The sequence below is a fragment of the Paraburkholderia sp. UCT31 genome, from assembly GCF_014397655.1.
Taxonomy (GTDB): domain Bacteria; phylum Pseudomonadota; class Gammaproteobacteria; order Burkholderiales; family Burkholderiaceae; genus Paraburkholderia; species Paraburkholderia tuberum.
In genome coordinates this window covers 1-25,972 of record NZ_VZQP01000039.1, presented here as the reverse complement: position 1 = coordinate 25,972, position 25,972 = coordinate 1, and the positions used below count along the sequence as shown (strand labels likewise).

The 25,972-nt window shown below is 62.4% G+C and carries 20 protein-coding genes and 2 tRNA genes; 10 read left to right on the top strand and 12 right to left on the bottom strand.

Annotation, left to right across the window (positions count from 1 at the left end):
- Window positions 1-6 precede the first annotated feature (6 nt).
- From F6X40_RS28075 to F6X40_RS28065, 3 genes are all read left to right on the top strand, one after another.
- Window positions 7-2,694: a glycoside hydrolase family 2 protein gene (locus tag F6X40_RS28075; protein ID WP_187630058.1), complete on the top strand. Its 2,688-nt coding sequence runs from the start codon at window positions 7-9 to the stop codon at window positions 2,692-2,694.
- 629 nt (window positions 2,695-3,323) lie between these two features.
- Window positions 3,324-4,058 carry a Crp/Fnr family transcriptional regulator gene (locus F6X40_RS28070; RefSeq protein WP_090804319.1) on the top strand — a complete coding sequence of 245 codons (735 nt, stop codon included), beginning with the start codon at window positions 3,324-3,326 and terminating at the stop codon, window positions 4,056-4,058.
- A gap of 36 nt (window positions 4,059-4,094) precedes the next feature.
- Window positions 4,095-5,480: an undecaprenyl-phosphate glucose phosphotransferase gene (locus F6X40_RS28065; protein WP_187630057.1), complete on the top strand. Its 1,386-nt coding sequence runs from the start codon at window positions 4,095-4,097 to the stop codon at window positions 5,478-5,480.
- A gap of 276 nt (window positions 5,481-5,756) precedes the next feature.
- Here the strand turns inward: F6X40_RS28065 and F6X40_RS28060 are convergent, their stop codons facing one another.
- Window positions 5,757-6,179 (bottom strand): type II toxin-antitoxin system HigA family antitoxin, encoded by a 423-nt coding sequence (locus F6X40_RS28060; protein WP_184063912.1) that lies wholly within the window; start codon window positions 6,177-6,179, stop codon window positions 5,757-5,759.
- A gap of 494 nt (window positions 6,180-6,673) precedes the next feature.
- Window positions 6,674-7,903 carry a glycosyltransferase family 4 protein gene (locus F6X40_RS28055; RefSeq protein ID WP_187630056.1) on the bottom strand — a complete coding sequence of 410 codons (1,230 nt, stop codon included), beginning with the start codon at window positions 7,901-7,903 and terminating at the stop codon, window positions 6,674-6,676.
- Window positions 7,904-8,258: 355 nt separating this feature from the next.
- Between F6X40_RS28055 and F6X40_RS28050 the strand changes: the two genes are divergently transcribed.
- The gene (locus F6X40_RS28050) at window positions 8,259-8,459 is read left to right on the top strand and encodes a hypothetical protein (protein WP_187630055.1); all 201 of its coding nucleotides are present in this window, start codon (window positions 8,259-8,261) and stop codon (window positions 8,457-8,459) included.
- A 90-nt stretch (window positions 8,460-8,549) separates the two neighbouring features.
- Here F6X40_RS28050 and rpiA read toward each other — a convergent pair whose 3' ends face one another.
- From rpiA to rnr, 3 genes are all read right to left on the bottom strand, one after another.
- Window positions 8,550-9,245, bottom strand: a complete 696-nt coding sequence (rpiA, locus tag F6X40_RS28045; protein WP_187630054.1) for a ribose-5-phosphate isomerase RpiA — start codon at window positions 9,243-9,245, stop codon at window positions 8,550-8,552.
- Between the two features lie 137 nt (window positions 9,246-9,382).
- Entirely contained in the window at window positions 9,383-10,126 is a 744-nt protein-coding gene (gene rlmB / locus F6X40_RS28040; protein ID WP_184029367.1) for a 23S rRNA (guanosine(2251)-2'-O)-methyltransferase RlmB, read from the bottom strand.
- Window positions 10,127-10,258: 132 nt separating this feature from the next.
- Window positions 10,259-12,742, bottom strand: coding sequence for a ribonuclease R (gene rnr, locus F6X40_RS28035; RefSeq protein WP_187630053.1), 2,484 nt, complete (start codon window positions 12,740-12,742; stop codon window positions 10,259-10,261).
- 414 nt (window positions 12,743-13,156) lie between these two features.
- Here rnr and F6X40_RS28030 point away from each other — a divergent pair.
- The 3 genes from F6X40_RS28030 (at window position 13,157) to F6X40_RS28020 (ending at window position 14,942) form a co-directional block, all read left to right on the top strand.
- Window positions 13,157-13,243, top strand: a tRNA-Leu gene (locus F6X40_RS28030).
- A 226-nt stretch (window positions 13,244-13,469) separates the two neighbouring features.
- Window positions 13,470-13,556, top strand: a tRNA-Leu gene (locus tag F6X40_RS28025).
- A gap of 153 nt (window positions 13,557-13,709) precedes the next feature.
- Window positions 13,710-14,942, top strand: coding sequence for a tyrosine-type recombinase/integrase (locus F6X40_RS28020; protein WP_187630052.1), 1,233 nt, complete (start codon window positions 13,710-13,712; stop codon window positions 14,940-14,942).
- Between the two features lie 622 nt (window positions 14,943-15,564).
- Here the strand turns inward: F6X40_RS28020 and F6X40_RS28015 are convergent.
- From F6X40_RS28015 to F6X40_RS28000, 4 genes are all read right to left on the bottom strand, one after another.
- Entirely contained in the window at window positions 15,565-16,506 is a 942-nt protein-coding gene (locus tag F6X40_RS28015) for a 3-hydroxyacyl-CoA dehydrogenase NAD-binding domain-containing protein (protein ID WP_187630051.1), read from the bottom strand.
- A gap of 3 nt (window positions 16,507-16,509) precedes the next feature.
- A complete protein-coding gene (locus F6X40_RS28010; RefSeq protein ID WP_187630050.1) occupies window positions 16,510-17,430 on the bottom strand; it encodes a 3-keto-5-aminohexanoate cleavage protein in 921 nt (306 codons plus the stop codon).
- A gap of 59 nt (window positions 17,431-17,489) precedes the next feature.
- Window positions 17,490-18,857 carry an MFS transporter gene (locus tag F6X40_RS28005; RefSeq protein ID WP_187630049.1) on the bottom strand — a complete coding sequence of 456 codons (1,368 nt, stop codon included), beginning with the start codon at window positions 18,855-18,857 and terminating at the stop codon, window positions 17,490-17,492.
- Window positions 18,858-19,000: 143 nt separating this feature from the next.
- The gene (locus F6X40_RS28000) at window positions 19,001-19,705 is read right to left on the bottom strand and encodes a Crp/Fnr family transcriptional regulator (RefSeq protein WP_187630048.1); all 705 of its coding nucleotides are present in this window, start codon (window positions 19,703-19,705) and stop codon (window positions 19,001-19,003) included.
- Between the two features lie 113 nt (window positions 19,706-19,818).
- Between F6X40_RS28000 and F6X40_RS27995 the strand changes: the two genes are divergently transcribed.
- On the top strand, window positions 19,819-20,232 hold the full coding sequence (locus tag F6X40_RS27995; protein WP_187630047.1) for an acyl-CoA thioesterase: 414 nt from the start codon (window positions 19,819-19,821) through the stop codon (window positions 20,230-20,232).
- Window positions 20,233-20,267: 35 nt separating this feature from the next.
- On the top strand, window positions 20,268-21,041 hold the full coding sequence (locus F6X40_RS27990; protein WP_187630046.1) for an SDR family oxidoreductase: 774 nt from the start codon (window positions 20,268-20,270) through the stop codon (window positions 21,039-21,041).
- Window positions 21,042-21,559: 518 nt separating this feature from the next.
- Here F6X40_RS27990 and F6X40_RS27985 read toward each other — a convergent pair.
- From F6X40_RS27985 to F6X40_RS27975, 3 genes are all read right to left on the bottom strand, one after another.
- Window positions 21,560-23,410: an FAD-dependent oxidoreductase gene (locus F6X40_RS27985; RefSeq protein WP_262421568.1), complete on the bottom strand. Its 1,851-nt coding sequence runs from the start codon at window positions 23,408-23,410 to the stop codon at window positions 21,560-21,562.
- A 316-nt stretch (window positions 23,411-23,726) separates the two neighbouring features.
- Window positions 23,727-24,158: a hypothetical protein gene (locus tag F6X40_RS27980; protein ID WP_187630045.1), complete on the bottom strand. Its 432-nt coding sequence runs from the start codon at window positions 24,156-24,158 to the stop codon at window positions 23,727-23,729.
- A gap of 312 nt (window positions 24,159-24,470) precedes the next feature.
- A complete protein-coding gene (locus tag F6X40_RS27975) occupies window positions 24,471-24,848 on the bottom strand; it encodes an STAS/SEC14 domain-containing protein (protein ID WP_090807178.1) in 378 nt (125 codons plus the stop codon).
- Window positions 24,849-25,454: 606 nt separating this feature from the next.
- Here F6X40_RS27975 and F6X40_RS27970 point away from each other — a divergent pair.
- Window positions 25,455-25,631, top strand: a complete 177-nt coding sequence (locus F6X40_RS27970; RefSeq protein WP_187630044.1) for a hypothetical protein — start codon at window positions 25,455-25,457, stop codon at window positions 25,629-25,631.
- Window positions 25,632-25,972 lie beyond the last annotated feature (341 nt).

Below are 25,972 nucleotides of genomic sequence, written 5' to 3'. Positions count from 1 at the left end.
GCGTTGTTGCGCGCACTTCGTGCCGCGCGGTTTTTCCGGGAATTGACCGTGGATGTGTCGACACTCGATCCGCCCGCTGACGAGGGCGATGCTGGCCGTGCGCGCGCGACCGGCGCGATCGCGCAAGCGCATGATGCAGGCACTGCCCGCGCCGCGCCCTCGCTATGGCCGCAACGGCTCGACACCGGCTGGGCCTGTCTGAGCACCCCGCCGCACGCCTATGCGTCGCCGGCCGATCTGCCCGCGCAAGGCTGGCTCGCCGCGCAGGTGCCCGGCACCGTCGCGAGCGCGCGGCTCGCCGCCGGTCTGCTCGATGTCGATCACCCGCCACCGCTCGCATTTGACGATCACTGGTATCGCGTCACGCTGATCGGTACGGGGCGGCGCCGCTTGCGTTTTCATGGACTCGCGACGCTCGCGCAAGTGTGGCTCGACGATGTGAAGCGGCTCGAGTCCGCATCGATGTTCATCGCCCATGATCTGGATATCGACCTGGACGGCCGCGCGACGCTCGTGCTGTGCTTTCGCTCACTGACGCCAGCGTTGGCGGCCAAACGCTCGCGTGCCCGCTGGCGGCCGCGGCTCGTGTCGCCGCCGACGCTTCGCAGCGTGCGCACCACGCTGCTCGGCCATATGCCCGGCTGGTGTCCGTCGATTCAGACGGTCGGCCCGTGGCGTCCGATCGAAATGCTCGGCGACGCGCCGCACGCATTCGACACGATTGATCTGACCAGCCGGCTCGAGCAAGAGGATGGGGTTGTTTCGTTGACTTTACGTTTCGTACGCCCCCACGACGTCGCGGCCTGCCGCGCGACACTTTCTTGCGGAGACCATGTTTCGTCTTTGCAATGGCACGATGCATATACACTCACCGGCGACGTGCGCGTGCCCCACGCGAAACGCTGGTGGCCGCATACGCATGGAGAGCCCACTTTATATCCTCTGACGTTGCAGCTCGTCGACGGCAACGTGGTCTCTCAGTCTCTGGGCTCGATCGGCTTTCGTCGTATCGAAGTGGACCGCGGCGCCGATGCTGCGGGTTTCGCCTTGCGCGTGAACGAAGTGCCCGTATTCTGTCGCGGCGCGTGCTGGACCAGCGCCGATCTCGTCACGCTAGCAGGCACCGAAACGCAATTGCGCCATACGTTCGAGCTCGCGCGCGCCGCCGGCATGAACATGCTGCGCGTCGGCGGCACGATGCTCTATGAGTCCGATCTGTTTTATGCGCTCGCCGACGAGTACGGCCTGTTGATCTGGCAGGACTTCGCGCTGGCGAATTTCGACTACCCGAACGATGCCGCGTTCAGCGCATTGATCGAGCGCGAAGCGAGCCAGTTCCTGAGCCGTACGCGTCGCTTTGCCTCGCTCGCGGTGCTGTGCGGCGGCAGTGAGGTCGACCAGCAGGCCGCGATGTTCGGACTGCCCGCGGCGCAGCGAGCGCAAGCGTTGTTTACCGAGCTGCTGCCCGCGCTCGTCGCGCGCGATCGCGAGGACGTGCCCTATGTCAGCAATTCGCCATCGGGCGGCGCGTGGCCGTTTTCGACTAACGAGGGCGTCACGCATTACTACGGCGTCGGCGCGTATCAGCGCCCGCTTGCCGACGTGCGCCGCGCGCAGGTGCGCTTCGCGGCCGAATGCCTGGCATTCGCCAACGTCCCCGACGAGGCGACGCTGCACGACGCGCTCGGCACGATCCACACGCACGATCCGCGCTGGAAAGCCACCGTGCCGCGCGATCCTGGCGCAGGCTGGGATTTCGACGACGTGCGCGATCATTATTTGCAGGCGCTTTACGGCGTCGAGCCGGCGCGCTTGCGCTATGAAGATGCGGTGCGTTATCTGGATCTGTCGCGCGCGGTGGTTGCCGAGCTGATCGGCGACGTGTTCGCCGAGTGGCGGCGCGCGGGCTCGTCGTGCGGCGGCGGCCTCGTGTGGCAGTTGCAGGATCTGCGCGCGGGCGCGGGCTGGGGCGTGATCGACGCGACGGGACGGCCGAAAAGCGCGCTGCACGGCTTCGCGCAGACACTGCAGCCGTTGCAGATCACGCTCACCGACGAAGGCCTGAACGGCCTCGATATTCATCTGATCAACGAGCGCGCGCAAACGTTTTGCGGCGAACTCGAGCTGGTCTGTTTGCGCGACGGCAGCGTGAAGGTCACATCCGCGCGACGCGCGCTGACGCTTGCCCCGCGCAGCCTGCAACGCATCAGTGCGGCCGCGCATCTGGGCCAGTTCTTCGATTTCACGCATGCGTACCGCTTCGGCCCACGCGCGCACGATGTCACGATTGCAACGCTCTACGATGCCGCGAGTGGCGAGATCGTGTCCGAAGCGTTTCATCTGCCCGAGCGTAGCGTGCACGCGCGTGATGACCTCGGTATGACCGTCGAGGTCGAACGTCGTGGCGAGCGCAGCGGCTGGCAGCTTGCGATCGAAACGAAGCGCTTTGCGCGCTTCGTTCATATCGTTGACCCCCGTTATCGCGCGGCGCGCGACTGGTTCCATCTCGCGCCGAACCGGCGCTGTATCGTGCCGCTGCATGCGCTCGAACCGCTGCCGAGCGCCTTCGCGGCGTCGCCGCAAGAACTCGTTGCTCCCGCATCAAACGCGGCCTTTAAAGTGGATGAAACATGCGGGGCACCCCAGGGGGAAGTCCGCGCGATCAATGCGCTATCCGCCATCTTCTACGGCTAGTGGTCATTCCGAACTAGTCGCACGGACGCGAAGCGCCCCAAAGCTCGTTTCGCAGGTCTCGAACTGTCTGCCCGGCTCGCTCACTGTTGGCTCGAACGCAACTGTTGCCTGCTTTGAAAGGCCTTACGTGCGACAGCGCACGCACTCCATTTAACACTTCTGAATCATTTCCGGCACTTCACGAGGAGCGCTTCAAAACGTGCATGCGGCGCCAGGTTCAAATCTGAGACAACTTCGACAGCACCCCCGTTTTTGGTTGTGAAGCCTTTGATATCAAGGGATTCGCCCAAACCCAAAGCTTTCATACGATGCATTCCCCGTCCGGCGGGGGTGTGCAGAACTGAAACAAAAAGCCGCTTTTACTCTCCCGACGCGCTCCGGGTTTCTTCGCTGCGCCGCATCAGCAGGCGTTTTCCCTAACGTTGGCACGGTCCTCGCTACTACCTCTACGCAACAGAGTGCCACCGCACACGAGCGCAACAACAGAGGCGGTGGCAGACAGGCCTAAAACGGGGCCGATGCTGTTCATCCAAGCTGCTCGCCGGGCAGCCCACTCCCGGGGATGCGGGCATCGGATCAAATAAACGGAGAGAGTCGCGCGAGGCGCGACTTTCATGCGAGGACCGATCATGTTGACACTTCAATCCGATTTGCACGGTAACCATCTGCTGGGCGCAATGCCGTCGCACGAATGGCAGGCACTAGCTCCCCACCTCGAACTGGTTCATCTGCGCACCGAGCAACTGCTATGCGACTCGGGTCAACGGATCCATCATGTGTACTTCCCCACCACCGCGATCATCTCGATGCTCTCGACGATGGAAGACGGCAGCTCCGTCGAGATCGCCGCGGTCGGCCGCGAAGGCATGACCGGCGTGCCGGTCCTCACGGGCGGCGAAACCATGCCCAACCGCGTACAGGTGCAATGCGCGGGTTTCGCCTACCGGATGAGCGCACAGGCGCTCAAGCAGCAGTTCGCGCGGTCCGACTTTCTGCGCCGCCTGATGCTGCTGTATATGCACGCTCTTCTGACCCAGGTCGCGCAGACCGCCGCGTGCAATCGCCATCACGCGCTCAACAAGCAACTGTGCCGCTGGCTGCTGATCGAGGTGGACCGCGTGGCGTCGAACGATCTGAACGTCACGCAGCAGCTGATTGCCGACATGCTCGGCGTGCGCCGCGAAGGCATCACCGAAGCGGCCGGCAAGCTGCACGACGAAGGCCTGATTCATCATAGCCGCGGTCATATCAAGGTGCTCGACCGCAAGGGCCTCGAAGCCCGCGCGTGCGAATGCTACGGCCTCGTGAAACGCGAATTCGATCGTCTGCTGCCGCGACTGCGCCAGGCCGAGACCGTCGAATAAGCGGCACGCGGCTCGATGACCGGGGTCGATTTTCCTATGTTCAGGATTACTGCTCGATGTCTCGACGCACTGTTCGTGATTGCAGGCGGTCTGCTCGCCCACTGGATGCGCTTTTCCGCGCCGATCGCGTTGGCCGATACCGAGCGTCTTCTGATCGCGTTCAAGTGTGTGCTGGTTCTGTTGCTGTTTCCGGGCTTCGGGGTCTATGAGACGTGGCGCGGCAAGGCGCTCGCGCCGGTGCTCGCGCGAATCGCCGCCGCGTGGCTCATGGTGGTCGCGACCGCGCTCCTGCTCGCGTTCACGCTGCATCGGACGGATGCGGTGTCGCGCCTGTGGCTCGGCTACTCGACGCTGATCTCCGGCGCGTTGATCATCGCGACACGCTGCATCATGCACATGGTGCTGCGCTTCGTACGTCGCCGCGGCATGAACGCGCGCACCGTCGCGCTCGTCGGCGCACCGGGGTTTGCGCGCACGCTGCTCGCGCATCTCGAGCATGCGCCGCAAGCGGGCTTCAAACCGGTGTGCGTGTTCGACACCAGCGTGCAAGGCCACGACGCGTATGGCGCGCGTCTGACCCGCCTACCCGTGCTGACGGATCTGGAAGCGTTCGCGACGAAGGTACGCAATGACCGCGTGAACGAAGTGTGGCTCGCGTTGCCGCTTTCCGAGGAACACACGATCTACCGCTTCACGCGCACCTTCAGACACGACTTCGTCAATCTGCGCTTCATTCCCGACGTGCGCAGTCTGTCGCTGTTCGATCATGCGATCGTCGATGTCGTCGGTTTGCCGACGCTGAATCTGAGCGCGACGCCATTCTCGTCGCCGCAGATGTGGCCCAAGCTGATGTTCGACCGCCTGTTCGCCGTGCTCGCGCTCATCGTGCTCGCACCGGTGTTCGCCGTGCTCGCGATCGGCATCAAGCTCACGTCGCCGGGACCGGTGTTTTTCCGGCAGATCCGCAAGGGCGTCGACGGCCAGCCGTTCGGCATCTACAAGTTCCGCTCGATGACCGTGCACGAGGAAGAGCGCGGCCAGATCACGCAGGCGACCCGCAACGACTTGCGCGTGACGAAGCTCGGCAGCTTCATGCGCCGCACGAGTCTCGACGAGCTGCCGCAGTTTCTGAACGTGCTGCTCGGTCAGATGTCGGTGGTGGGTCCGCGTCCGCATGCGGTCGAACACGATGATCTGTACAAGGACCAGGTATACGGCTACATGCACCGTTACCGCATCAAGCCCGGCATCACCGGCTGGGCCCAGGTCAACGGCTATCGCGGCGCGACCACCAAGGTCGAGAAGATGGAAGCGCGCGTGAAGTTCGATCTCTTCTATATCCAGAACTGGTCGTTCTGGTTCGACATGAAGATCGTCTTCATCACGATTTTCAAGGGCTTTGTCGGCCGCAACGCGTTCTGACCATGCCATCGAGGGAATCGCATCCGGGAGTGTCGGTCATCGTGCCGGCACTGCGGCGCATGCGAAGTGCGGGTACTGAAGGCGGTGCGCTGAAGGATCGCCGGAATGCGCCTGCGTTCCATTCGAGAAAAACACCCAATCGGGCAACAACGCGTACACGCCGCTGCGAATAGAAGCGCCAACGCCGGCGGCCCGATCGACAGCCGCCGTGGTTGACGCAAGATGAGCCGCCGCGACGGAGCACGTCATGGACGGGTCCGCCGCGCGACACCGCCTCTACAGGAACGCGCTGACATCGGTCTGAAACCGTACCGCGAGCGCCTTGGCGACTTTCTTGCTGATCGCGCGGCGCCCCGCGAGAATATCGCTGACCACGGTCGGCGACGCGATGCCGGCCAGATCCTTCTGCTTGAGACCATGCGTGATCAGCAGATGGCGCAGGACCTCGCGCGGCTCCGCTTTTGGCATCGTCAGGTTGCGCGCTTGCCAATGACCGACCAGTTCCGTCACGATCGCGTGCAGATCGGCGAGCGGATCGTTGTCGTTGCCGCTGAGATGATCGGACAGCGAATTGGCGACTCGCACCATCTGGTGATAATCCTCTTCGGTGCGAATCGGCGTGATCGGCAACTGGCTCTTCAGCGCAGCCCACGTTGCGGAGATGTCGGGAAAGGGTCCCGGAAGGCGATCGGCATTCATGAGTTTAAATTCGTCCTCGTCCAAAAGCCGTCGGCGCGTTAATCGGTGACGCGCGAATGACGACTGCCTGTTGTAGTGAATCGCCGTGACACGCCGAATTGCCGGCACGGCGAACTTCGCAGTGAGGAAATTCAGCGATCACGATAGCGAACGTCTGCTTCAGGTCGTTATGGCCACGCGAGGCATGCCGCGCCGGCGAATATCTCGCCCACAGCGCGTGGCGCGCACCCCGATGTCGTTTTTTGAAGTCCAATACTGCTTGCTTGACGACGGCCCGCCGCGGCTGGCCTTGCACGCGCGGCGCCTATCGCGCGATACGCGATACGCGCTGCCGACACAAAGCGCGAAGCGGACGCGCCCACACCAAGAGCCGCCCGGACGCGTTGGTCAGAACGGCTCGTTACTGCCCGTTGCGAAATCACTGCATGACGACGAAAACCTCTTTCTCTCCTATCGAAAACTCCACGAGGCGAGAACAGCGAAAGACCCTTACCTCATTGCCTCCACCTGCTTTTCGGCGCCGTGTCGCTGGCGATGCCGAGTTCCCGGGTCGCGAGATCGGGCTGCGCCCACCTCACCTGCTCCCCCAGCTCCATCGCCGGCAGACCCTGAGCGACCGCCGCAATCGTGCGCGTGACCTCGGCCATGAACGCCCGCCGGAACACCTGAGCCGAAAACCGCTCGGCATTCGCGCGACAGGCCGCCGGCGTGATGTACGCGCTCAACCGCTCGAAGCGGTCGATCGCGTCGAGCATTGACACCGCCGTCTGACGCGCGAAGAAAACGCCGGTCGGGTGCGGGTCGCCGACCGGCACTACCGTTTCGAGCGCCCCGCCCCCGGCGAACGCAATGACCGGCGTGCCGCAGGCCTGCGCTTCGAGCGGCACGATGCCGAAATCTTCCTCGGCGGCGCACACGAAGGCTCGCGCGCGCGCCAGATACTCCTTCAGTACGCCGAATGGCTGATAGCCGAGGACCGTCACGTTCGGTCCTGCCTTCGCGCGGATCGACGCCATCTGCGGCCCGTCGCCGATCGCGATCAGCTTGCGCTGCGGCGTGGCGTTGAACGTCTCGACGATCAGATCGATGCGTTGGTGCGGTACCATCCGCGACACGGTCAGATAGAAATCGTCTTTTTCGGTGCGCAGTTCGAATTCGTTCACGTCGACGGGCGGCGGAATCACCGCGGCATCGCGCCGATAGGTTTTCATCATGCGCCGCGCGACCGATTGCGAATTCGCGATCAGACGATCGACACCATTCGTCGACTGCGCGTCCCAGCCGCGCAGATAATGCAGCAATACCCGCGCAGCCCACGACTTCGGCCCGCGCAGCAGATTCGCTTCGCGCAGATACTGATGCTGCAGATCCCACGCATATCGCATCAGCGAGTGCACGTAACTGATGTGCGTCTGATGAGGGCCGACCAATACGCCCTTCGCGACTGCGCAAGAACTGGTGATGATCAGGTCATAGCTCGACAGATCGAACCGTTCGACGGCGAACGGCATCAAGGGCAAATAGGCGCGATAACGGCTGCGCGCAAACGGCAGGCCTTGAATGAACGACGTGGTGACCGGCTTACCGGCAAGCGGCGTGCGATCTTCGAGGAAATCGACGACGCTGAAAACGTCGGCGTCGGGAAAGCACTCGATGATCTGCCCGAGCACTTTCTCGGCGCCGCCGGGAGCGACCAGCCAATCGTGCACGATCGCCACTTTCATATCCCGTCCTGTCTGTCACGAATCGCCACCTGGCCTCAGAGAAGAGTGTATGTGCCACGTTCCTGACCGTGCGTGCGCGTGCCCACATTCGACGTGCGACAGTAAGCGAGTAATTCGCAGAGTCCGTTCGCGTCTGCAAAAACACGGCTTCGTTCCGGCGCTTTCGTATGTGCACTACGCCTGACATATCGCCCCACGCCTGCTCGCCAGTCCAGCCCACACCTTTACGATCGGAGCGCTGCGCGAGCGACGGGCGAGCGACGTCGACGGCCGCCGTGCCTCGCGTGCCTCGCGTGCCGTTTGGCGATCGGAGCAGTCAGTTGGGAGGGCCGGGTTCGCCTGGGGGAATTTCGCCGTGCGCTGCACGGCGCGCGACGCAGTGGTGCTGCTCTCGGACGGTCCGTTGCGCGTGCGCTTCGAAGCGCTTGGCGCGCGGATGATCGGCGACGCGCGCGGGTCGGGCATCGCGCGGCGGGCATCGGCGGCTAATTGTCTGCGCACGGTGCCAGGCATTTTCCGCCAGGTGCGCGCGTTGCCGCCGCGGCGGGCGGTATAAGCGGGATCGTGCGGCACGACCGCAACAAAAAACGCGTGTGAACCGTTGGAGCGGCTCACACGCGTCAGAGCGAACAGAAACGCAATTCGCTCAATTCTGGCCGTACGTGATCGTTTGCACGCCGGCGTCCGTGCCGAGCAGGCACAGGTTCGCGCCGCGGCCCGCGAACAGGCCGGCCGTGACGACGCCGGGCCATGCGTTGATATGCGCCTCGAGCGTGCGCGGGTCGCTGATGCTCAAGCCCTTCACGTCGATGATCTCGTTGCCGTTGTCGGTGATGAACGGCACACCCTCTTTCGTCACACGCACGACGGGCACGCCGCCGAGCGCCGTCACGCGCCGGCCGATCGCGGTGCGCGCCATCGGCACGACTTCGATCGGCAGCGGGAAATGGCCCAGCGTCTCGACGACCTTGCTCGCATCCGCGATGCAGACGAATACTTCCGACACCGACGCGACGATCTTCTCGCGCGTGAGCGCGCCGCCGCCGCCCTTGATCATCGCGCCGCTGTGATCGATTTCGTCGGCGCCGTCGACGTACACCGGCAGCGAGTCGATCTGATTCAGGTCGAGCACCTTGAAGCCGTGCGATTGCAGACGCGCGGTGGTGGCGAGCGAACTCGACACCGCGCCGCGATAGCGGGATTTGGTGGCGGCCAGCGCGTCGATGAAGCAGTTCGCGGTGGAGCCCGTGCCGACGCCGATCACCGAGCCTTGCGGCACGTTGGCATTCACGTAGTCGGCGGCGGCCTGGCCGACCAGTTGCTTGAGTTCGTCTTGAGTCATGGGAGAGGCGGGAAAAGCGTGAAAAACCCGTAGTTTACCGGAGTGGCGCGGAGAAGGCGCTCAAAGCAAAACGCCCGGAACCACCACCGCGTTCCGGGCGCCCACGATCGGCCAACAACAAGAACGACGACAGAAAACTACTTCTTCACCGCCCGCTGCCGCACAGCCTCGAACAGACACACTCCGCTAGCCACGGATACATTCAGACTCTCCACCGTCCCCGCCATCGGAATGTTCATGACGACATCGCAGGTTTCACGCGTCAGACGTCGCATGCCCTCGCCTTCGGCCCCCATCACGAGCGCCACCGGCCCGTCGAGTTCCGTTTCGTAGACACTCTTCTGCGCGTCGTCGGCCGTGCCGACCACCCAGACACCCGCGTCCTTCAGTTCGCGCAGCGCGCGCGCCAGATTCGTGACCGTGATGTACGGGACCGTGTCGGCCGCGCCGCTCGCCACTTTCGCGGCGGTCGCGTTCAGTCCCACCGCGCGATCGCGCGGCGCGATCACCGCGTGGGCGCCGGCCGCGTCGGCGACGCGCAGGCAGGCGCCGAGATTGTGCGGATCGGTCACGCCGTCGAGCACGAGGATCAGCGGCGAGCCGCTGATGCCGTCGAGCAGTTCGGCGAGATTCTGCGCAAGCGGCAGATCGCCCGCGCGCGCGACCACGCCCTGGTGACGTTCCGTGCGCGCGAGGCCCCACAGACGCGTTTCGTCGGCGGCGATCAGACGCACGCCCGCGTCCTTCGCCGCATGCAGGAATTCGGTCATACGACGGTCCTTGCGCGTCGCGTCGTAATAGACATCCTCGACCGTCGACGCATCGTGCCGGATACGCGCGGTCACTGCGTGGAAACCGTATAAGACCTTATGACGTGCCATGACTGAACAACCTTTGATGGGGCGCGCATTCAAGGCGCGCCACTGTGATGAATATGAAACCAAAAGGCAGACCGCGCGCAACCGGCACGTGCTCACGTGCCCGCTGCGCGCGGTCCCGGCGCTGTGAAAGCCTCAGCGCTTCTTGCGTGCCTGCTTCGACGCCGCCTTGGTCGCGACACCGTGCTTCCTCGCCACGCGCGCTTCCTTGAGCGCCGCGCTCTGCGCGGGCGCGGCCTTCTTGCGCCGCGGACCCGACACCGACGCGCCACTTTCCACCGGCGGCATCACGCGCACGCGCGGGCCAGCGCCTTCTCCCTTGTCCGCCGCGATGCCACGTGCCGCAGGCGGCTTGATCGGCGTATCGCGGACAAGGCGGAAGTCGATCTTGCGCGCGTCGAGATCGACGCGGCTCACCTGCACGCGCACGCGATCCGACAGCCGGTAGCGAATGCCGGTGCGCTCGCCGCGCAGCTCGTTTTTGATCTCGTCGTACTGGAAGTAGTCGGAGCCGAGTTCGGTCACATGCACGAGGCCTTCGATGAACAGCGAATCGAGCTGCACGAAAATACCAAACGACGTGACGCCGTTGACCATGCCGCCATACTCTTCGCCGAGCTTGTCGCGCATGAAATAGCACTTGAGCCACGCTTCGACATCGCGCGATGCTTCGTCCGCGCGGCGCTCGTTCGCCGAGCAGTGCAGCCCAAGTTCTTCCCAGATCGCCACGTTGTTCGCGCGCCCGCGGGCGCCCCGCTTTTCCTCGTCGGCCTGTTGCATCGCGCGGGCGCGCGGCGACAGTGCGGTATTGAGCTCGACGCCGTGCGGCGGCTGCGGCTGATACTTACGGCCCTGCAGGATCGCGTAGATCGCGCGATGCGTGAGCAGGTCGGGGTAACGGCGGATCGGGCTCGTGAAGTGCGCGTAGGCCTCGTAGGCGAGGCCAAAGTGGCCGATGTTGTCGGGGCTGTAGACCGCCTGCTGCATCGAGCGCAGTAGCATCGTCTGCAGCATCGAGGCGTCGGGCCGGTCGCGGATCTGCGCCATCAGTGCGGCGTAGTCGCTCGCGTGCGGCGTGTCGCCGCCGCCGAGCGTCAGGCCCATGCCGCGCAGGAAGGTACGCAGGTTCTCGAGCTTTTCCGCGCTCGGGCCCGCATGCACGCGGAACAGGCCCGGATGCTTGTTGCGCTTGAGGAAGTCCGCCGCGCACACGTTCGCGGCCAGCATGCATTCCTCGATCAGCTTGTGCGCATCGTTGCGCGTGCGCGGCACGATCTGCTCGATCTTGCCCTGCGCGTTGCAGACGATGTACGTCTCCGTCGTATCGAAGTCGATCGCGCCGCGCTTCTGACGCGCCGCGAACAGCGCCTTGTAGACGCCATACAGATTCTGCAGTTGCGGCAGCAACGCGGCGCGGCGGGTCGCTTCCGGGCCTTTGGTGTTTTTCAGCACCGCGGCGACTTCGGTGTAGGTGAGCCGCGCGGCCGAATGCATGACGCCCGGATAGAACTGATAGGCCTTCACGTCGCCACGCGCGGTGACGATCATGTCGCACACGAGCACACAGCGGTCGACTTGCGGATTCAGCGAGCACAGTCCGTTCGACAGCTTCTCCGGCAGCATCGGGATCACGCGGCGCGGGAAATACACCGACGTGCTGCGCTCGATCGCGTCGGTATCGAGCCCGCTTTGCGGAAGCACGTAATGCGACACGTCTGCGATCGCGACGATCAGGCGGAAGCCGTCGCCGCGGCCCACCTGCACCGGCTCGCAATAGACGGCGTCGTCGAAGTCGCGCGCGTCCTCGCCGTCGATCGTGACGAGCGGCACGTCGCGCAGATCGACGCGATGGCGAATGTCGGCCGGGCGCACTTCGTCGGGCAGCTTCGCCGCTTCGGCCAGCGCGGCCTCGCCGAACTCGTGCGGCACGCCGTATTTGCGCACCGCGATTTCGATTTCCATGCCGGGGTCGTCGATATCGCCCAGCACTTCGACCACGCGGCCGAGCGGCTGCGAATGACGGCTCGGAAAATCGGTCAGCTCGACCACCACGACCTGGCCAACCTTCGCCTTGCGGGTGTTCTGCGTGATCAGGATGTCGTGGCCGATGCGCTTGTCTTCGGGCGCGACGATCAGCGCGCCGTTCTCGTTGAGCAGACGGCCGATCACGCGTTTGTTCGCGCGGTCGGTGACCTCGACGATGTGCCCTTCGGGCCGCCCACGCCGGTCATAGCCGACGATGCGCGCGAGCACGCGGTCGTTGTGCATGACCTTCTGCATCTCGCCGTTGGGCAGGAACAGGTCGTCCTGGCCGTCGTCGCGAATCAGGAAACCGTAGCCGTCGCGATGGCCCTGGACGCGGCCCGCGACGAAGTTCGACGGATGGGTCAGTTGATAGAGATTGCGCTGATCGAGCCGGATCTGGCCGTCGCGCTCCATTGCGCCGAGACGCTTGAAAAATCCTTCGCGCTCCTGGCGCTTGATCGACAGGGCTTCGGCGATGTCGTTCGCGGCAAGCGGCATTTCACTCGTGCGCAGCACGCCGAGGATTTCTTCGCGGCTTGGAATCGGATACGGAAATTTGCTCAAGGGCTTGTCGATGATTTTTTCTCGTTGCATGGACGTCGGTCGGCGATGTGATCCGGCCTGGAAGGCGTTTGCGTAATACGCGCAGTCGCGCTCGGCTGCATCTGCACGGCGGCTGCGCTGGCTCGGTCATTGCACCTGCTGCTTTCTGCTCTTCTGCTCCACTGCGATTTGCACCGGAAACTGCCTGGGTCCGGCTCGTTCGACGCCAGCCGACGCGCGTCTGCCTGATCGCATGTCGACACTCGCGTCGGGACGCCGGATGTGCATCGAGCCAACGAACTACTGCGAGGCATTCTAACACCCGTGTCGGGCGCCACGCGGGCCTGCGGCGGTGGTTGGGACGCATAGTGCGCCGGGCTCGCCGCGAGGTTGAATCGCGTTCGGCAAATCGCTTGACAGGTCGGAATCTGTCGCTATAATTGCGGTCTTTGCTGTTCATCACCTGCCCAGGTGGCGAAATTGGTAGACGCACTAGGTTCAGGTCCTAGCGGTGGCAACACTGTGGAGGTTCGAGTCCTCTCTTGGGCACCAGATTCAAAAGTAGAGCCGCCTTTTGGCGGCTCTCTTTTTTTATAAGGCCTGGTAGTCGAAATCGTTGTTCGTGTTTCGATTGCCGGATCAGCAGGACGGTGGTTCAGTAGCGATTGCATTACTTCGCTGCGCGTTCAACCGAGCGGATGAGAAAAGCAAGTTTGTTTGAAGCGGGAATTGACAAACTTAATCATCTTGCTAAAATAGCGGTCTAGCTTGAAGACGTGCCCAGGTGGCGGAATTGGTAGACGCACTAGGTTCAGGTCCTAGCGGTGGCAACACCGTGGAGGTTCGAGTCCTCTCCTGGGCACCAACAGTTGTTCCGGCGTAAGCCGAAGTAGTCCGAGAAACCCCGTAAGATCAATGACTTACGGGGTTTTTTGTTCTCTACAGATCTCTTGCGTTCCACTGACATCGACGATTTTTGCGTATACTGTTGCGTATACCAGATTCGGGGGGCAAACCCATGCCCAGACGCGTCGAACCGAAGTCCGAGTTGGTGTTCCGTGCCGCCAAAGCGCGCGCCCGTTCCTACCTTCTCGCAGATGGAAATGGGCTCGCCCTGAGGGTCCAGCCGAACGGCACCAAGACCTGGCTATTCCGCTACCGACGACCAAGCACGGGCAGGGAGAACTTCCTAAGCCTCGGCCCCTACCCCGATATCACGCTCGTTGATGCACGACGATCGGCCGCTACCGCACGCAATCTTGTACGCGAAGGTGCCGACCCGGTCGAACATCGCCGGGCGGAGTCCACGGCCCGCAAACGCGCAGCCGAGGGCGCCTTCCATCTCGTCGCTCAACGCTGGCTCGACTTCAAACGCAAAGAATGGGCAGATGAAACTTACCGGAAGGCAGAGTTTGTTGTCCGCGAATATCTAAATCCCGCGCTCCGCAACAAGCCCATCTCGACGCTTGCGACGCCAGAGGTCAAGCAGGTACTCGAAGCGATCGCCTCTCACGCGCCCAACCTCGCGACCAAAGCACGGCAGTATGTCGGCGGCATCGTGACGTACGCCGTCCAGAACGGACTGCGCGAAGATGGCGCCGCCTTGACACTCCGAGGTGTTGTGCCACGCCACAAGAAAGGCCACATACCAGCGATTACCAAGCCTGCGGATATAGCCCCGCTCGCCCTGGCTATCGATGCCTACAAGTCGCCCATTACCCGCGCCGCCCTCAAGCTCACCATGTTGACTGGCCTTCGCCCCGGCGTAGTTGCCGCAGTGCCGTGGGACGAGGTGAACCTCAAAACAGCTGAGTGGCATGTTGCAGCCGAGCGGATGAAAATGCGGCACGATCACATCGTGCCATTGCCAAAGCAGGCGATCGCCGTCCTGAATGAGTTGCAGTCACTTACCGGCAAGGGGCACTTCGTCTTTCCGTCCCCTGCTCGCCAAAAGACGCCTCATTTACATCGAGATGCATTGAGCAAAGCACTGCGGGAGATGGGCTTTCAGGGAAAACACGCGACGCACGGTTTCCGGGGCATGCTTCGTACGGTCGGACGAGAACGACTCGGTATGGATATCGACGTACTCGAAGCGCAACTGGCACACGCTAAACGTGGCGATGTGCAAAAGGCATACGACAGAACAACGTTTGATGATGATCGTCGCAGGGTCATGCAGGAGTGGGCCGACTATATCGATCGGCTAAGCATGCAAACGACAGAAGCTGAATCAAGCAAGCGGACCTAAGCGGCATATCCACTCGAATAGCAACCGCCTGCCGCCAACCCAACGCTGGGCGTCGCTCCGGTTCCATCGCGCCTGCCGATACCGTCAGCGATACCGGCATTCCCTCCCGGCACTAGCGGCTTGAGGTGGGCCGCATTGGAAAATCACCGCTGCTCGCCTAAAGAATTTCGCTTAAACCACGCATCTGAAGATGACTTGGGAGGTTGGTACCGTCAGCGATACCATCGGGTCACGGCCTTTTCAACGCGATCAACGCCGAGCCATCGTTCGAGCTTCTCTGATCAACGACGACTTGCAAGGTACTACCGCCACTTGCCTAACTGAGTCGGCCGGCGGGTGATCGGCCAATGCCGACGTTGGAGAGGACGGGGTTCTACGTCGGCAGTGCGACGATTGCCGACGGTGCCGGCATCGAGCAGCCGTGCGGCAGCTTCCTGTAGCAGCGAACTCACACTCACGACCCATTTCCGACGGTCGGGTGGTCGCGGTTCCAACGGCAGGTATCAGCGTGGAACTGCCATACCGCGGGACGAGCAGGATCTTTTCTGCCGCAATAATGGCAGATCAATGTATGTCACAGAGATCTGCATCCAAATCCCGCTCATCTTCAGGTACCGTCCGGCTAGGGGATCTGAGAAAGATTTCGCTTCGCCTCCAGTAGTTGAATCAGCAATTGATCGCGCTGGCGAAGCATCTCAGGAAAGTCGTACGACTGCAGTTCCGTATTGACGCCGCTTGCAATCGACTCGATGTAGTCGTCTGTCTCGGGATACTTGCCCAGGTCTCTGGCCCACTCGCGCTGGGCCGCACCCAGGTGCTGGAGGACATGGGTGATGCCACCGGATCCCCCGGAAGCGTGAAGGTTGAGAAACGGACCGAGCAGTGCCCAGCGCAGGCCTGGGCCGTAGGAGATCGCCGCGTCGACGTCCTCCACAGAGACGACCCCGCGCTGTACCAGGCTGATGGCCTCCTGCCATATCGCCACCTGCAGACGGTTGGCGATATGACCTTTGACTTCTTTGCTGATCCTGATGACCTTCTTGCCCGTTGAGGAATAGAACGCCATGGCCTTCGCGATGTTCTCGGGCGAGGTAAGCCGGCCGCCACCGACCTCGACCAACGGCATGATGTGGACCGGGTTGAATGGATGCCCCAGGACGATTCGTTCCGGGTGCTTCGCGCCCGTCTGAATCTCGCTGATTGCCAGCCCCGACGAAGACGACGCAATGATCGCATCCGACCTTGCCGCCGATTCGATACTCGCGATCAACGCGTGCTTGACATCCAGCCGCTCCGGGCCGCTTTCCTGAATGAAATCGGCATTGCGCACAGCCGCGCCCATGTCAGTCGTGAACGTCAGCTTGTCCCGCGAGACGCCGTTTGCCAGTCCGAGCCTCTCGACCACAGGCCAACTATCGTCGATCCAGTCGCGCAGGCGCGACTCGGCTCCTTGACCGGGATCCGTCGCCGTGACGGTGAAACCATGAGCCAGGAAGTGGGTCGCCCAAGCTGCGCCGATAACACCGGTGCCGACTATGGCGACGTTGACGTCTCGCGTTGCCATTGCCTAACCCTCCAGGCAGGCAGCGCTGAGCGTTTCGCGCAACGGCCGCAGTCCAATGATCTCGCGTGCCTCAGCCGGCGTGGCAGGCTCGTAACCCATCTCGCGCACCAGGCGAACGAGCCGTTCGACCAGTTGCACATTGGTGGCCAACTCACCGTGCCTGTAGTACAGGTTGTCTTCGAGCCCGACGCGCACGTGCCCGCCCAGCAATAGCGAGTTCATCGCGGCGGGCAACTGCGCCGCGCCGATGGCGCTGACGTTGAAGACGGTGTTACGGGGCAGGTGGTCGACCATCGTTTGCAACAGCCGGGGCGTGTACGGCAACGCGCCCTGGAACGCATTGGCGCCGATCACGATATTGATGAAGTGCGGTGCGTCGTCGAGTCCCTCGTTGATGGCGCGCTGAACATCCTGGACGATGTCGGCAAGGCCGAACACCTCCCATTCGGGCTTGATGCCTCGTTCTTTCATCATCGCGGCAATCTGCCGGATTCGCGAGGGCGGCGTCGCCACCAGGATCTCCTTGCCGCTGAAGCTTGCGATCACGGTCTGCGCATCGAGCGTGCACATCTCGACGCCGTCACCCTGCATACCCTTCAGGCGTTCTTCCCACTGGATCTCCCACAGGCCGTTGTCGAGTTCGCGAACCATGTCGCCGTTGATGCCGCCGCCGGTGGAGTTGTTCAGGATGATGTCGCATTTGTCGCGAATCAGCCGGTTGATGTGGCTATAGATTGCCGGATCGCAGGTGGCCTCGTCATCGGGACGTCGCGCATGGACTGCGACGACACTGGCGCCCGCGTTGTAGCAGCGGTAGGTGTCCTCAGCGATCTCGCGCGGCTGGGTCGGCAGGTTCGGGTTCATTTGCTTGTTGGCCATGCCGCCGGTCGGGGCAACGGTCACGATGACTTTGGGCTTGCTCATGGTGGTCTACTCCAGAGTTGAAATTGATCTAAAGAACGGGATTGGCTGGGACGAGTCGATCAGTGCACGTTCGCGCCATCGCCGGGGCCCACGCGGACTGCGCGCTTTGGCAGCCCCAGCAGGATCGTCAGACCGCCGCCGATGACAACCGCGGTCAAGGCCAGCAGACCCATCTGGATGCTGCCGGTCGCGCCCTTTATCCAACCGATCAGCGTCGGGCTGACGAAGCCGCCGAGGATGCCCAGTGAGCTGATTACGGCGATGCCGGCTGCGGCCGCATCGCGGCCAAGGTAGGTCGGGGGAATCGACCAGAACAGCGAGCCGCCACCAAAGATGAAGAACGAGGCCACGCACAGCAGGACCATCACCGGTACGACGGCGGTGCCGAGGAAGGAGGTGCAGGCCAGGACCACCGCGCCGAAGACCAGGGTTCCCCCGACGTGCCAGCGACGCTCCTTAAAACGATCCGAGCTGCGGCTGATGACGAGAACACCCAGCGCGCCGAAGATGTAGGGCACTGCCGTGTACCAGCCGATCGTGGCGATCGGGGCGATGCCGAGCCCTTTGATCATGGTCGGCAACCAGAACGTAAGCGTGTAGACGGCGCAAGCGCAGCAGAAGTAGACGAATGCGAGCACGTAGGTCTTCGGGTCAGCCAGCGCCGCCGCGAGCCGGCCATGATGCGCAGCCCTGGTCTCGCCGCCGTGGTCGGCATCGAGGACCGACCGTACCAGCACCTTCTCCGCGTCGTTCAGCCACGGGGCGCGGCCTGGCCGGTCCGGCAGCATGCAATACAGCAGAATCCCCAGCAGGACCGTCGGCAGGCCTTCGACGAGGAACAGCCATTGCCAGCCATGCATGCCGCCAAGGCCCTCCATGCGGCTCATGATCGTTCCCGACAGCGGGCCGCCCAGGACGCCCGTGATCGGCATGCCGAACAGGAACAGACCCGTCACGCGGCCGCGGCGCTGGCTCGGATACCAGTAGGTCAGATACAGAATGATTCCGGGGAAGAAGCCCGCTTCGAACAAGCCGAGCAGCAGCCTGATTCCATAGAACTCCCACGGCTCGGTGACGAACGCGGTCGCCGCGGACGTGAGGCCCCACAGCACCATGATCCTCAGGAAGGTGAGACGCGCCCCGATCTTCTCGAGCAGCAGATTGCTGGGCACCTCGAACAGCAGATAGGTCACGAAGAAAATGCCCGCGCCGAGTCCATATACCGCGTCGGAGAACGCGAGGTCCTGCTTCATCTGCAACTGCGCGTAGCCAATGTTGATGCGGTCGAGGAACGCGCAGACGTAGGCGATCAGAATGAGAGGCATCACGCGCCAACTGATCTTTCGAAAGACGGCGTCTTCCGCTATCTGATCCGACGGACTCTCGACGAGCGCGATTGCGGTGGGCAGGGAATGGGCGCGATTCATTGCGTGTCTCCGGGTCTTGTATGACACGCATTATTTCGGGCGACCCTTCCCGCGACTGTCGATGGCGCGACAGTTGGGGTCAGCGTAAACACCTGGCCATCCGGGGATGCGGATGCCGCAACGACGAAGAAAGGCAGACGCCGCTATCTGGCCAACGCGTGGAGCCGGGGCAAATCCAGCACGACGATGCCGCCGTACTCGGTGCGCACGAGCCCCGCGTTCTTGAAGCGAGTCATTGCCTTGTTGCACGTCTGACGCGATACAGCGGCGAGGTTGGCGAGCTCTTCCTGGGACAGCGGCAGATGTCCCGCGCCGCTCGGATTGGACAGCGGTAGCACCATACCCACCAGCGCTCTGGCGACGAGATTGTCGGTGTCGAGCAGTCCGTGCGCGGCGACGGCGCCCATGAACCAGTGCAGACGCTCGTTGACCTGGAGCAGCAAAAATTCGTTGAACGAGGGTTGGTGCTCGCGAAGCCAATTGAAGGTTGCGCGCGGAATCTGCGCGACTCGGCTGTCGCGCAACGCGATCAGATCCGATTCGCGCGGCGCGTTGCGAATCAGCGTGCCTTCGCCGAACCAACTGCCGACCGACTGTCCGCCCAAGGTCACCGTTTGGCCGTCGCGCGCAGTGATCGACCACTTGATGAGGCCTTCGAGCATGCCGAACCAGGCGTGTTGTCGTTCGCCGTGATGCCCTAGCGCCTGACCGGTTGCGACGGCGCGCTCCGACGCATCGGCGCGCACGCGGGACTTCGTGGGTTCGTCGAGCATCGCGAACCACGGCGATTGGGCGAGCAGTTCGTCGAGCGTCAGCGACACCGTGGCGATCCGCTTTTGCCTCGTCATTGCCGTCCCTCCGGGCGGCGCGCACGGCAGCCGATGCGAAATGTCGCCGCGCTGACAGTGTCGCGCGGGCAATGCACGCACAATGGTTGAACTGAAAGCAGGAGCATATACCCGTGAGTAAAGAAACTGTCTATCGTATCGACGTGCAATTCGGCGATTGCGACCCGGCCGGAATCGTTTTTTTTCCGAACTTTTCGCGCTGGATGGACGCCGCATCGCACGATTATTTTATACAGTGCGGCCTGCCGCCGTGGCGGGAAATGCAAGCGCTGCCCAACTGCATCGGCGCGCCGCTGTTAGAGATCCACACTCGTTTTCACACCTCGGCGACTTACGGTGAAAGTCTCGAGTTGCATACCCGCACTGAGGAATGGCGAGGCAAAGTGTTTATCCAAAGCCATCGCATCATGCGCGACGATACCCTGATCTGTGAGGGTAACGCGACGCGTGCTTTGTGTGTCAAGCAGGACGACGGACGTCTGAAGGCCGTCGGTGTCCCTGAATTCATACGTGCCGCGTGCGCCTGAGCGGCGAGCATGATCAAGTCAGAAAGGAGGGTTGCATGACCACATCGAAAGGCCTGCGCGTGCTGGTGACCGCTGGCGCCGGGGGTATCGGGCGCGCGATCACGGAAGCCTTCGTAGCGGCAGGCGCTACCGTTCACGTCTGCGACATCGACGAAGCCGCGCTTGAACAGATCCAGGCGCAATTGCCGCGCGTGACGGCTTCGGTGTGCGACATCGCAGATCGCGCGGCGGCTTCGCGCATGGTCGCGGAGGCCGCGTCCGCCTTGGGCGGTTTGGATGTCCTGATCAACAACGCAGGCATTGCGGGACCGACAGCGAGTGTTGCGGACTTGGATCCGGATGCCTGGGAAGCAGTACTGCGTTTGAATCTCACCGGTACGTTCACGGTCACGCAACAAGCCATCGCTCACTTGAAGCAATCGCGCGCGGGCGTCATTCTGATCATGTCGTCGCTGGCTGGCCGCTTCGGCTACCCAAACCGCAGCCCCTACGCAACGACCAAGTGGGGCCTCATTGGATTCACCAAGACCTTGTCGCGTGAGTTGGGAGAGTTTGGCATACGCGTCAACGCGATCTTGCCAGGCGCCGTGGAAGGGCCACGTATTCAGCAAGTGCTGGCAGGCCGAGCATCAGCCAGCGGCCGCTCCGTCGCGCAGGAAGAGGCGGCCGCCCTCGCCAATCAGTCCGTCAAACATTTCGTGGATCCGGCGGAGATCGGGGCGCTCGCTGTCTTCCTGGCATCCGATGCCGGACGTTCCATTTCCGGCCAAATGATCCCAATTGATGGAGATTCGCAAAGCGCATCTTGAGGTCAAGTAAACGTCCGTGAATACCTGATAGTCACCAGGCCAGTCACGCCCGACGCGTCCGCTTGTGGTTTAGCTGCTCTCGTTGGCGTTCTGCTCGGGTGACGCTAGCTCATGGACTTCAACTTCAGCATCATGATCCCGTTGAAAATGAGAACCCTCAGACGGCCGCTTATTGTCTGATGATGCCAGTTAGCAAACATCGACACAGCAATCAATAGCAGCCTCACACCTTCCGATCGGCGACTTGGCATTGGCCGATGAAGCAACGTTCGATGTCGCGAATTGAACGGCCGTTTCCTGGATAGAACCGACGCCTGAACGTCCGAGCGACGGCGCACGCGAATGTCGGCTCCTGGCCGGGTCCTGCCCGATGCGGTCGGCGGGAGTCGACCGGATATAGCCTTTCAACATTCACGTTAGCGGCCTGTCATGACCGAATGGTGCTGGGAAGCCTCAATACGAGATTTCGAAATGTGATTTCCGCTGAACCATATGTGCGAGTTCGAAGGTCGAGTCGTTCAGACGATTTTCGTGAAACCGTCGGCGCTCCAGCGTTCGCTCCCTACGCCGTGATGAACGAAGAACAAACCATCGGGATCATACTGATCCTTAATGGCGAGCAGCCTGCTGTAATTTGAGCCCCAGAAGGACCGCTGCCAGTCCGCGTCGAAAAAATTGCTTTCCGCCACGTAGGAACCGGCGTCTGGAACCAGCTTGCGCACCTCGGCCATTGCACGTCCGATGGCCTGCCGGTCCCGGCGCGCCAGCGCGGTGTCGGGCTCGTGGCCCTGAATGCCCGGATACGCGGGCGGCCCCTCCGCCCCGGCGATAAGCAACGCGAAGGCGTCCAGCGCGGCCGGGTTCGTGGCGGTGTTTCTCGCGGCAGCGACAGCCTCCGCCGGTGCACCCGCCAAGCCCTTGTTGACGTGCAGCGACACGCTCCATTGACGGGTCGCCGCAAACAGCGTGTCGGCCAGGGTTTGACGCCGGTCATCTTGCAGCAAGGCCGCGGGGAGCCACGCGGACTCGTAGCCGTGTAGCACTTGTCCCGCCTCTCCGCGATTACCCGACCAAAAGATATTGTCGTCGGGTGCGCCCGGCCGGTCGTCGGTGCTGATGAAGCCGAGGAGCTTCTTGAACAGGGTTGGAACCCAGAAACTGCGGGCCGAGATGGCGACAATCTTCAGTGGCGAGAACTCGACCTTGAAATCGTCCGGGGACGCGGCAAGCGTATCCATGAACGGCTGCCAGATCGCTTGCGCTTCACTGCGACTGAGCCCCTGGAACACCATCGAGATAGTGAGGACGTTGTCGCGGCGAAATCTGATCTGTTCGCCCCAGTGCGGGTTCATCAGGTTCTGATTATAGAAGTCGATGATCACGCCAATCAGCCGGCGAAACGCAGACGTCGATGTCGCCTTGATCGTCATGTTCACCGCGCCGAAAGTCTCGGGCAATTCGTGAACCCGCAGCGTCAGCCGGGTGACCACGCCCAGGCTCCCGCCGCCGCCTTTCAGCGCCCAGAATAGATCGGGATTCGTGCAGGCATTGGCGATCCGGACCGCGCCATCTGCCGTCACAACTTCCGCTTCGAGCAGGCTTCCCGCGGCCAGTCCGTAGGCCTTGGAAAAGCTGCCGAACCCGCCGCTTTGGATCAGGCCAGCCACGCCGACCGTCATGCAGCCGCCACCTTGCACGTAACCGCCCGCCTTGGTAGTGACCGCATCGTAGACGTGCGCCCAGAGCGCGCCAGCACCGGCCGTGACCGCCCTCACCGGTGCCGCATGTCCCTCGCATCCTGTGCCGACAAACGCGTCCTGCACGGTGATGTCGTTCATTTTTCGCGTCCAGACCAGCAGAGAGTCCGGCGCATTCGATGTGCCTTGATAGCTGTGGCCGCCGCCCTTCACCACGAGGCGGAGATTGTTCCGACGTGCGAAGTTAACGGCGACGACGACGTCATCCGTGTTGCGGGCAGCCACCGCGTAGACGCTGGGTGTCGATGTCCACGCGTCAACCCAGCCGAGGGTTTGCGTTAGACCCACCTCGTCGCCGAGAAAATAGGGGTTCTTGAGCTCCCTGAATAGTTGCCTGCAGTCGTCACTATCGGGCGCGTTCAGGCAAGCCACCAGGGGCGATTGCACTTTCACCAGTGCATTGCCGACCTGCTGGCTGAGTTCGTTCCAATGCGCCTCGGACGGCCAGCCTGGATCGCCCGGACGCACGCGAGTGAACGCTCCGGATACCGCCGCTTGCGCCGAAGCGAGCATCTGTTTCCGGGCACCATGCAAAAATGTGATTCCGACCGCAGATTGCAAAATACGTCGTCTTTTCGAGGACGTGGTTTTGTTTGAAGGTTTCATCGGCATGCGTGAAATCTCAATATGGTTGCAACCCGGATGACTGAGAAACCGGCAGAACTCTTCGAATAATGGGGTGACCGGAAGACGTGCATCAAGCGTTCGAAGTCCGCCAACCGTGCACCGCAAATCGTTAGCCCCCAGCCCACCGCCGGACAGATTTTCAACGACTTAGCCTTCGGGGTCGATTGGCCGAAACCTGTCCCACGACGACGCGCTGAGCTCGACCCGCAAGAGGTTAAGGCAACTTGGAAAAAGGCAACGACGTGCGCGGCGAGGCGACGTATGTCATCGCTGGCTCGTGTGTTGGGGGGTGTGCGCGTAATCAATGGTACGTCGTCGTAGACGACTGCAGCTTCGTCAGCACGCCGCGTTTGAACTGGAACCAGCCTTGCGAGCTTTGCATCACGACTTCATCGCCTTGCCAGAACACGCGCTTGACCGTCATGCGCTTACCCGAGCGTTGCACAAGCGGCGGATGGTGGCGAAAGTCATACAGCACCGGGCCGGAATCAGTCTGCACGAGCGTGCGCGTGACGCTGTCATTTGCATTGCCTACGTCGTCGAAATGCGTGAGCATGCTCGCGCTAAAGCGATCGAAAATTTCCTTGTCGAGCATCCCCACGAAATCGCCGTCGACGCGCACGAATTGCAAGTTACCCGAGGGCGTGACGAGCGGGCCGGACGCGTTGCTTTGCGCATGAACGCAAGTCACGAAAGAGGTGACTGCGAGCCCAGCGAGGAACAGTCGTCTCATGTTTTCCTTTTAGATTCAGCGGCGTCTCCGACGACGGAGCACGACCCGCAATCTTTCCTTGGGAACATTGTCGTCAATTTTGGCCGAGACGTCGAAGGCCTTTAACTGGCCGACCTCTGCCAGATGACGCCACGGGCCTGAATTCGCGAGCTGCGTCTCGCGCGGAAGGCCGAGGCCGACCGCTTGAGACACTCGTGACTGACAGCAATAGGGAATCGAAAATGGTGCAATGAGGTTGTTCCGGCAAATTCATCTTCCGTAGAAACGCCTTGTAGCGCAGATGGATTTCAGATTTTTACCAGCGGATGTTATTCATCGACTAACTCGCTTGGAGTCCGTGATCCAGCGTCTCGCGGTAGGCAATTCAGCAAGCGAGAACAAGCGGACATCGCCATGAAAAAAGGGTTTTAGCATACCAACCATAACCCGTAGCCATGCGAGATCCGTAACCACTGCGATGTGGCTGAAATCGTGCCAGTGCCTCAGCCCGAACGCGCCGTCATCCCAAAGCGCTCCAACCTCAAATCCCGTGAACTCTTTCCCGACGACATAGAGCATCTTGATCGGCCCCTTGCCCATCATCGCCTCAGCCTTGGGTATGAGTGTACTTTTGTAGTCGTCGTGCGTAACCTTGCCCGTGGCTTCGATCGCGAGCACATCTTGCGGTAACCCATCGATGAATTTGAACATCGCCGTCCCCCATTGGTTCTCCGCAGTGCAATTCGGTGCCTGCGGCCGCGATGATGCGTTCCTATTGTAGGCTCATGAGCGACCGCTTCGGGTAACAGTTCTCGCAGGGTCAGTGACCGCTCATGGCCGGCCGACAAGAGGCGGACACGAATGCGCAGCCGGCAACCTGCGTCCACCGCTTAGCGTGCTTTATTGTCGGAATTATGAAGCCGCCCCTTCATGCGCGGCCGGGGTGCCGGAGCCGGTTCGGCATCAGCCGACTGTTCCAGCAGGCTCGCGATGTCGTGATCGATGGCCGAAAGGATGCGTTGCTTGGGGTGCCCGTCGAGATTCGGTTTTTTTCGCCCCGACGGCATGCCGTGTCCCGCCCCACCCGGGCAGGGACGCACGAGTCCCGATTGGATTGAAGGTTAGAATCCCGCGCGTGTGCGCCGCGCGCTCGAATAATTACCTGTGGGCACACACCGGAATGAGCGCATGGCAATCGTCAAGGGCACGCCCGGGTTCGCCGAGCGCCGGGTCGCGGACTTCGACTACAGCATGTTCAGGAAGGCGACATAACCGCCGTGCCGTTTCGGACTAGAATCCTCTAAGGAGGAGTCAGTGATGTCAGCTATCAAGCGCATCGATCCGGGCCATTCCGCCTATCAGGCCGCGCTGAACAGGACGACCCGCTACCCTGCGGAGCACGTCACATTGACGGCTAGCTCAAGGAAGAGGCTGCGCCCCTGTGTGCCGCATCGAAAGGTCGGGCGCGGCAAGGTCGGCATCGGCGGCAAGTAGGCATCCGCAACCCTTGTATGGCGTCGGGCTTTAGAAGGTGGCTTGACGTGAATTGGCTGTCCGGCGCGAGCACGGATGAGACGTGGTTCGTGACCGACAATCTTGCGATATAGGTAGCCTGCCCCGCATTCGGTGATACTGGTCACAGCTGGGCAGGTACCTGCCAGCGGAGGCGGGACAGGTCGTCCAGAAGCGGTGTTTCGAATGTCGCTGATCGTTAAGGGTTATTCGACGTCTGCCCTCATTCACATGGCTGTGAGTGTGCCGCGGCGCGTGTGGGCAGGCGTCGGATAAGCCTCGAGGGAGGAAACCGCGGGATGGTCCGAGACGCTCGGAATTTC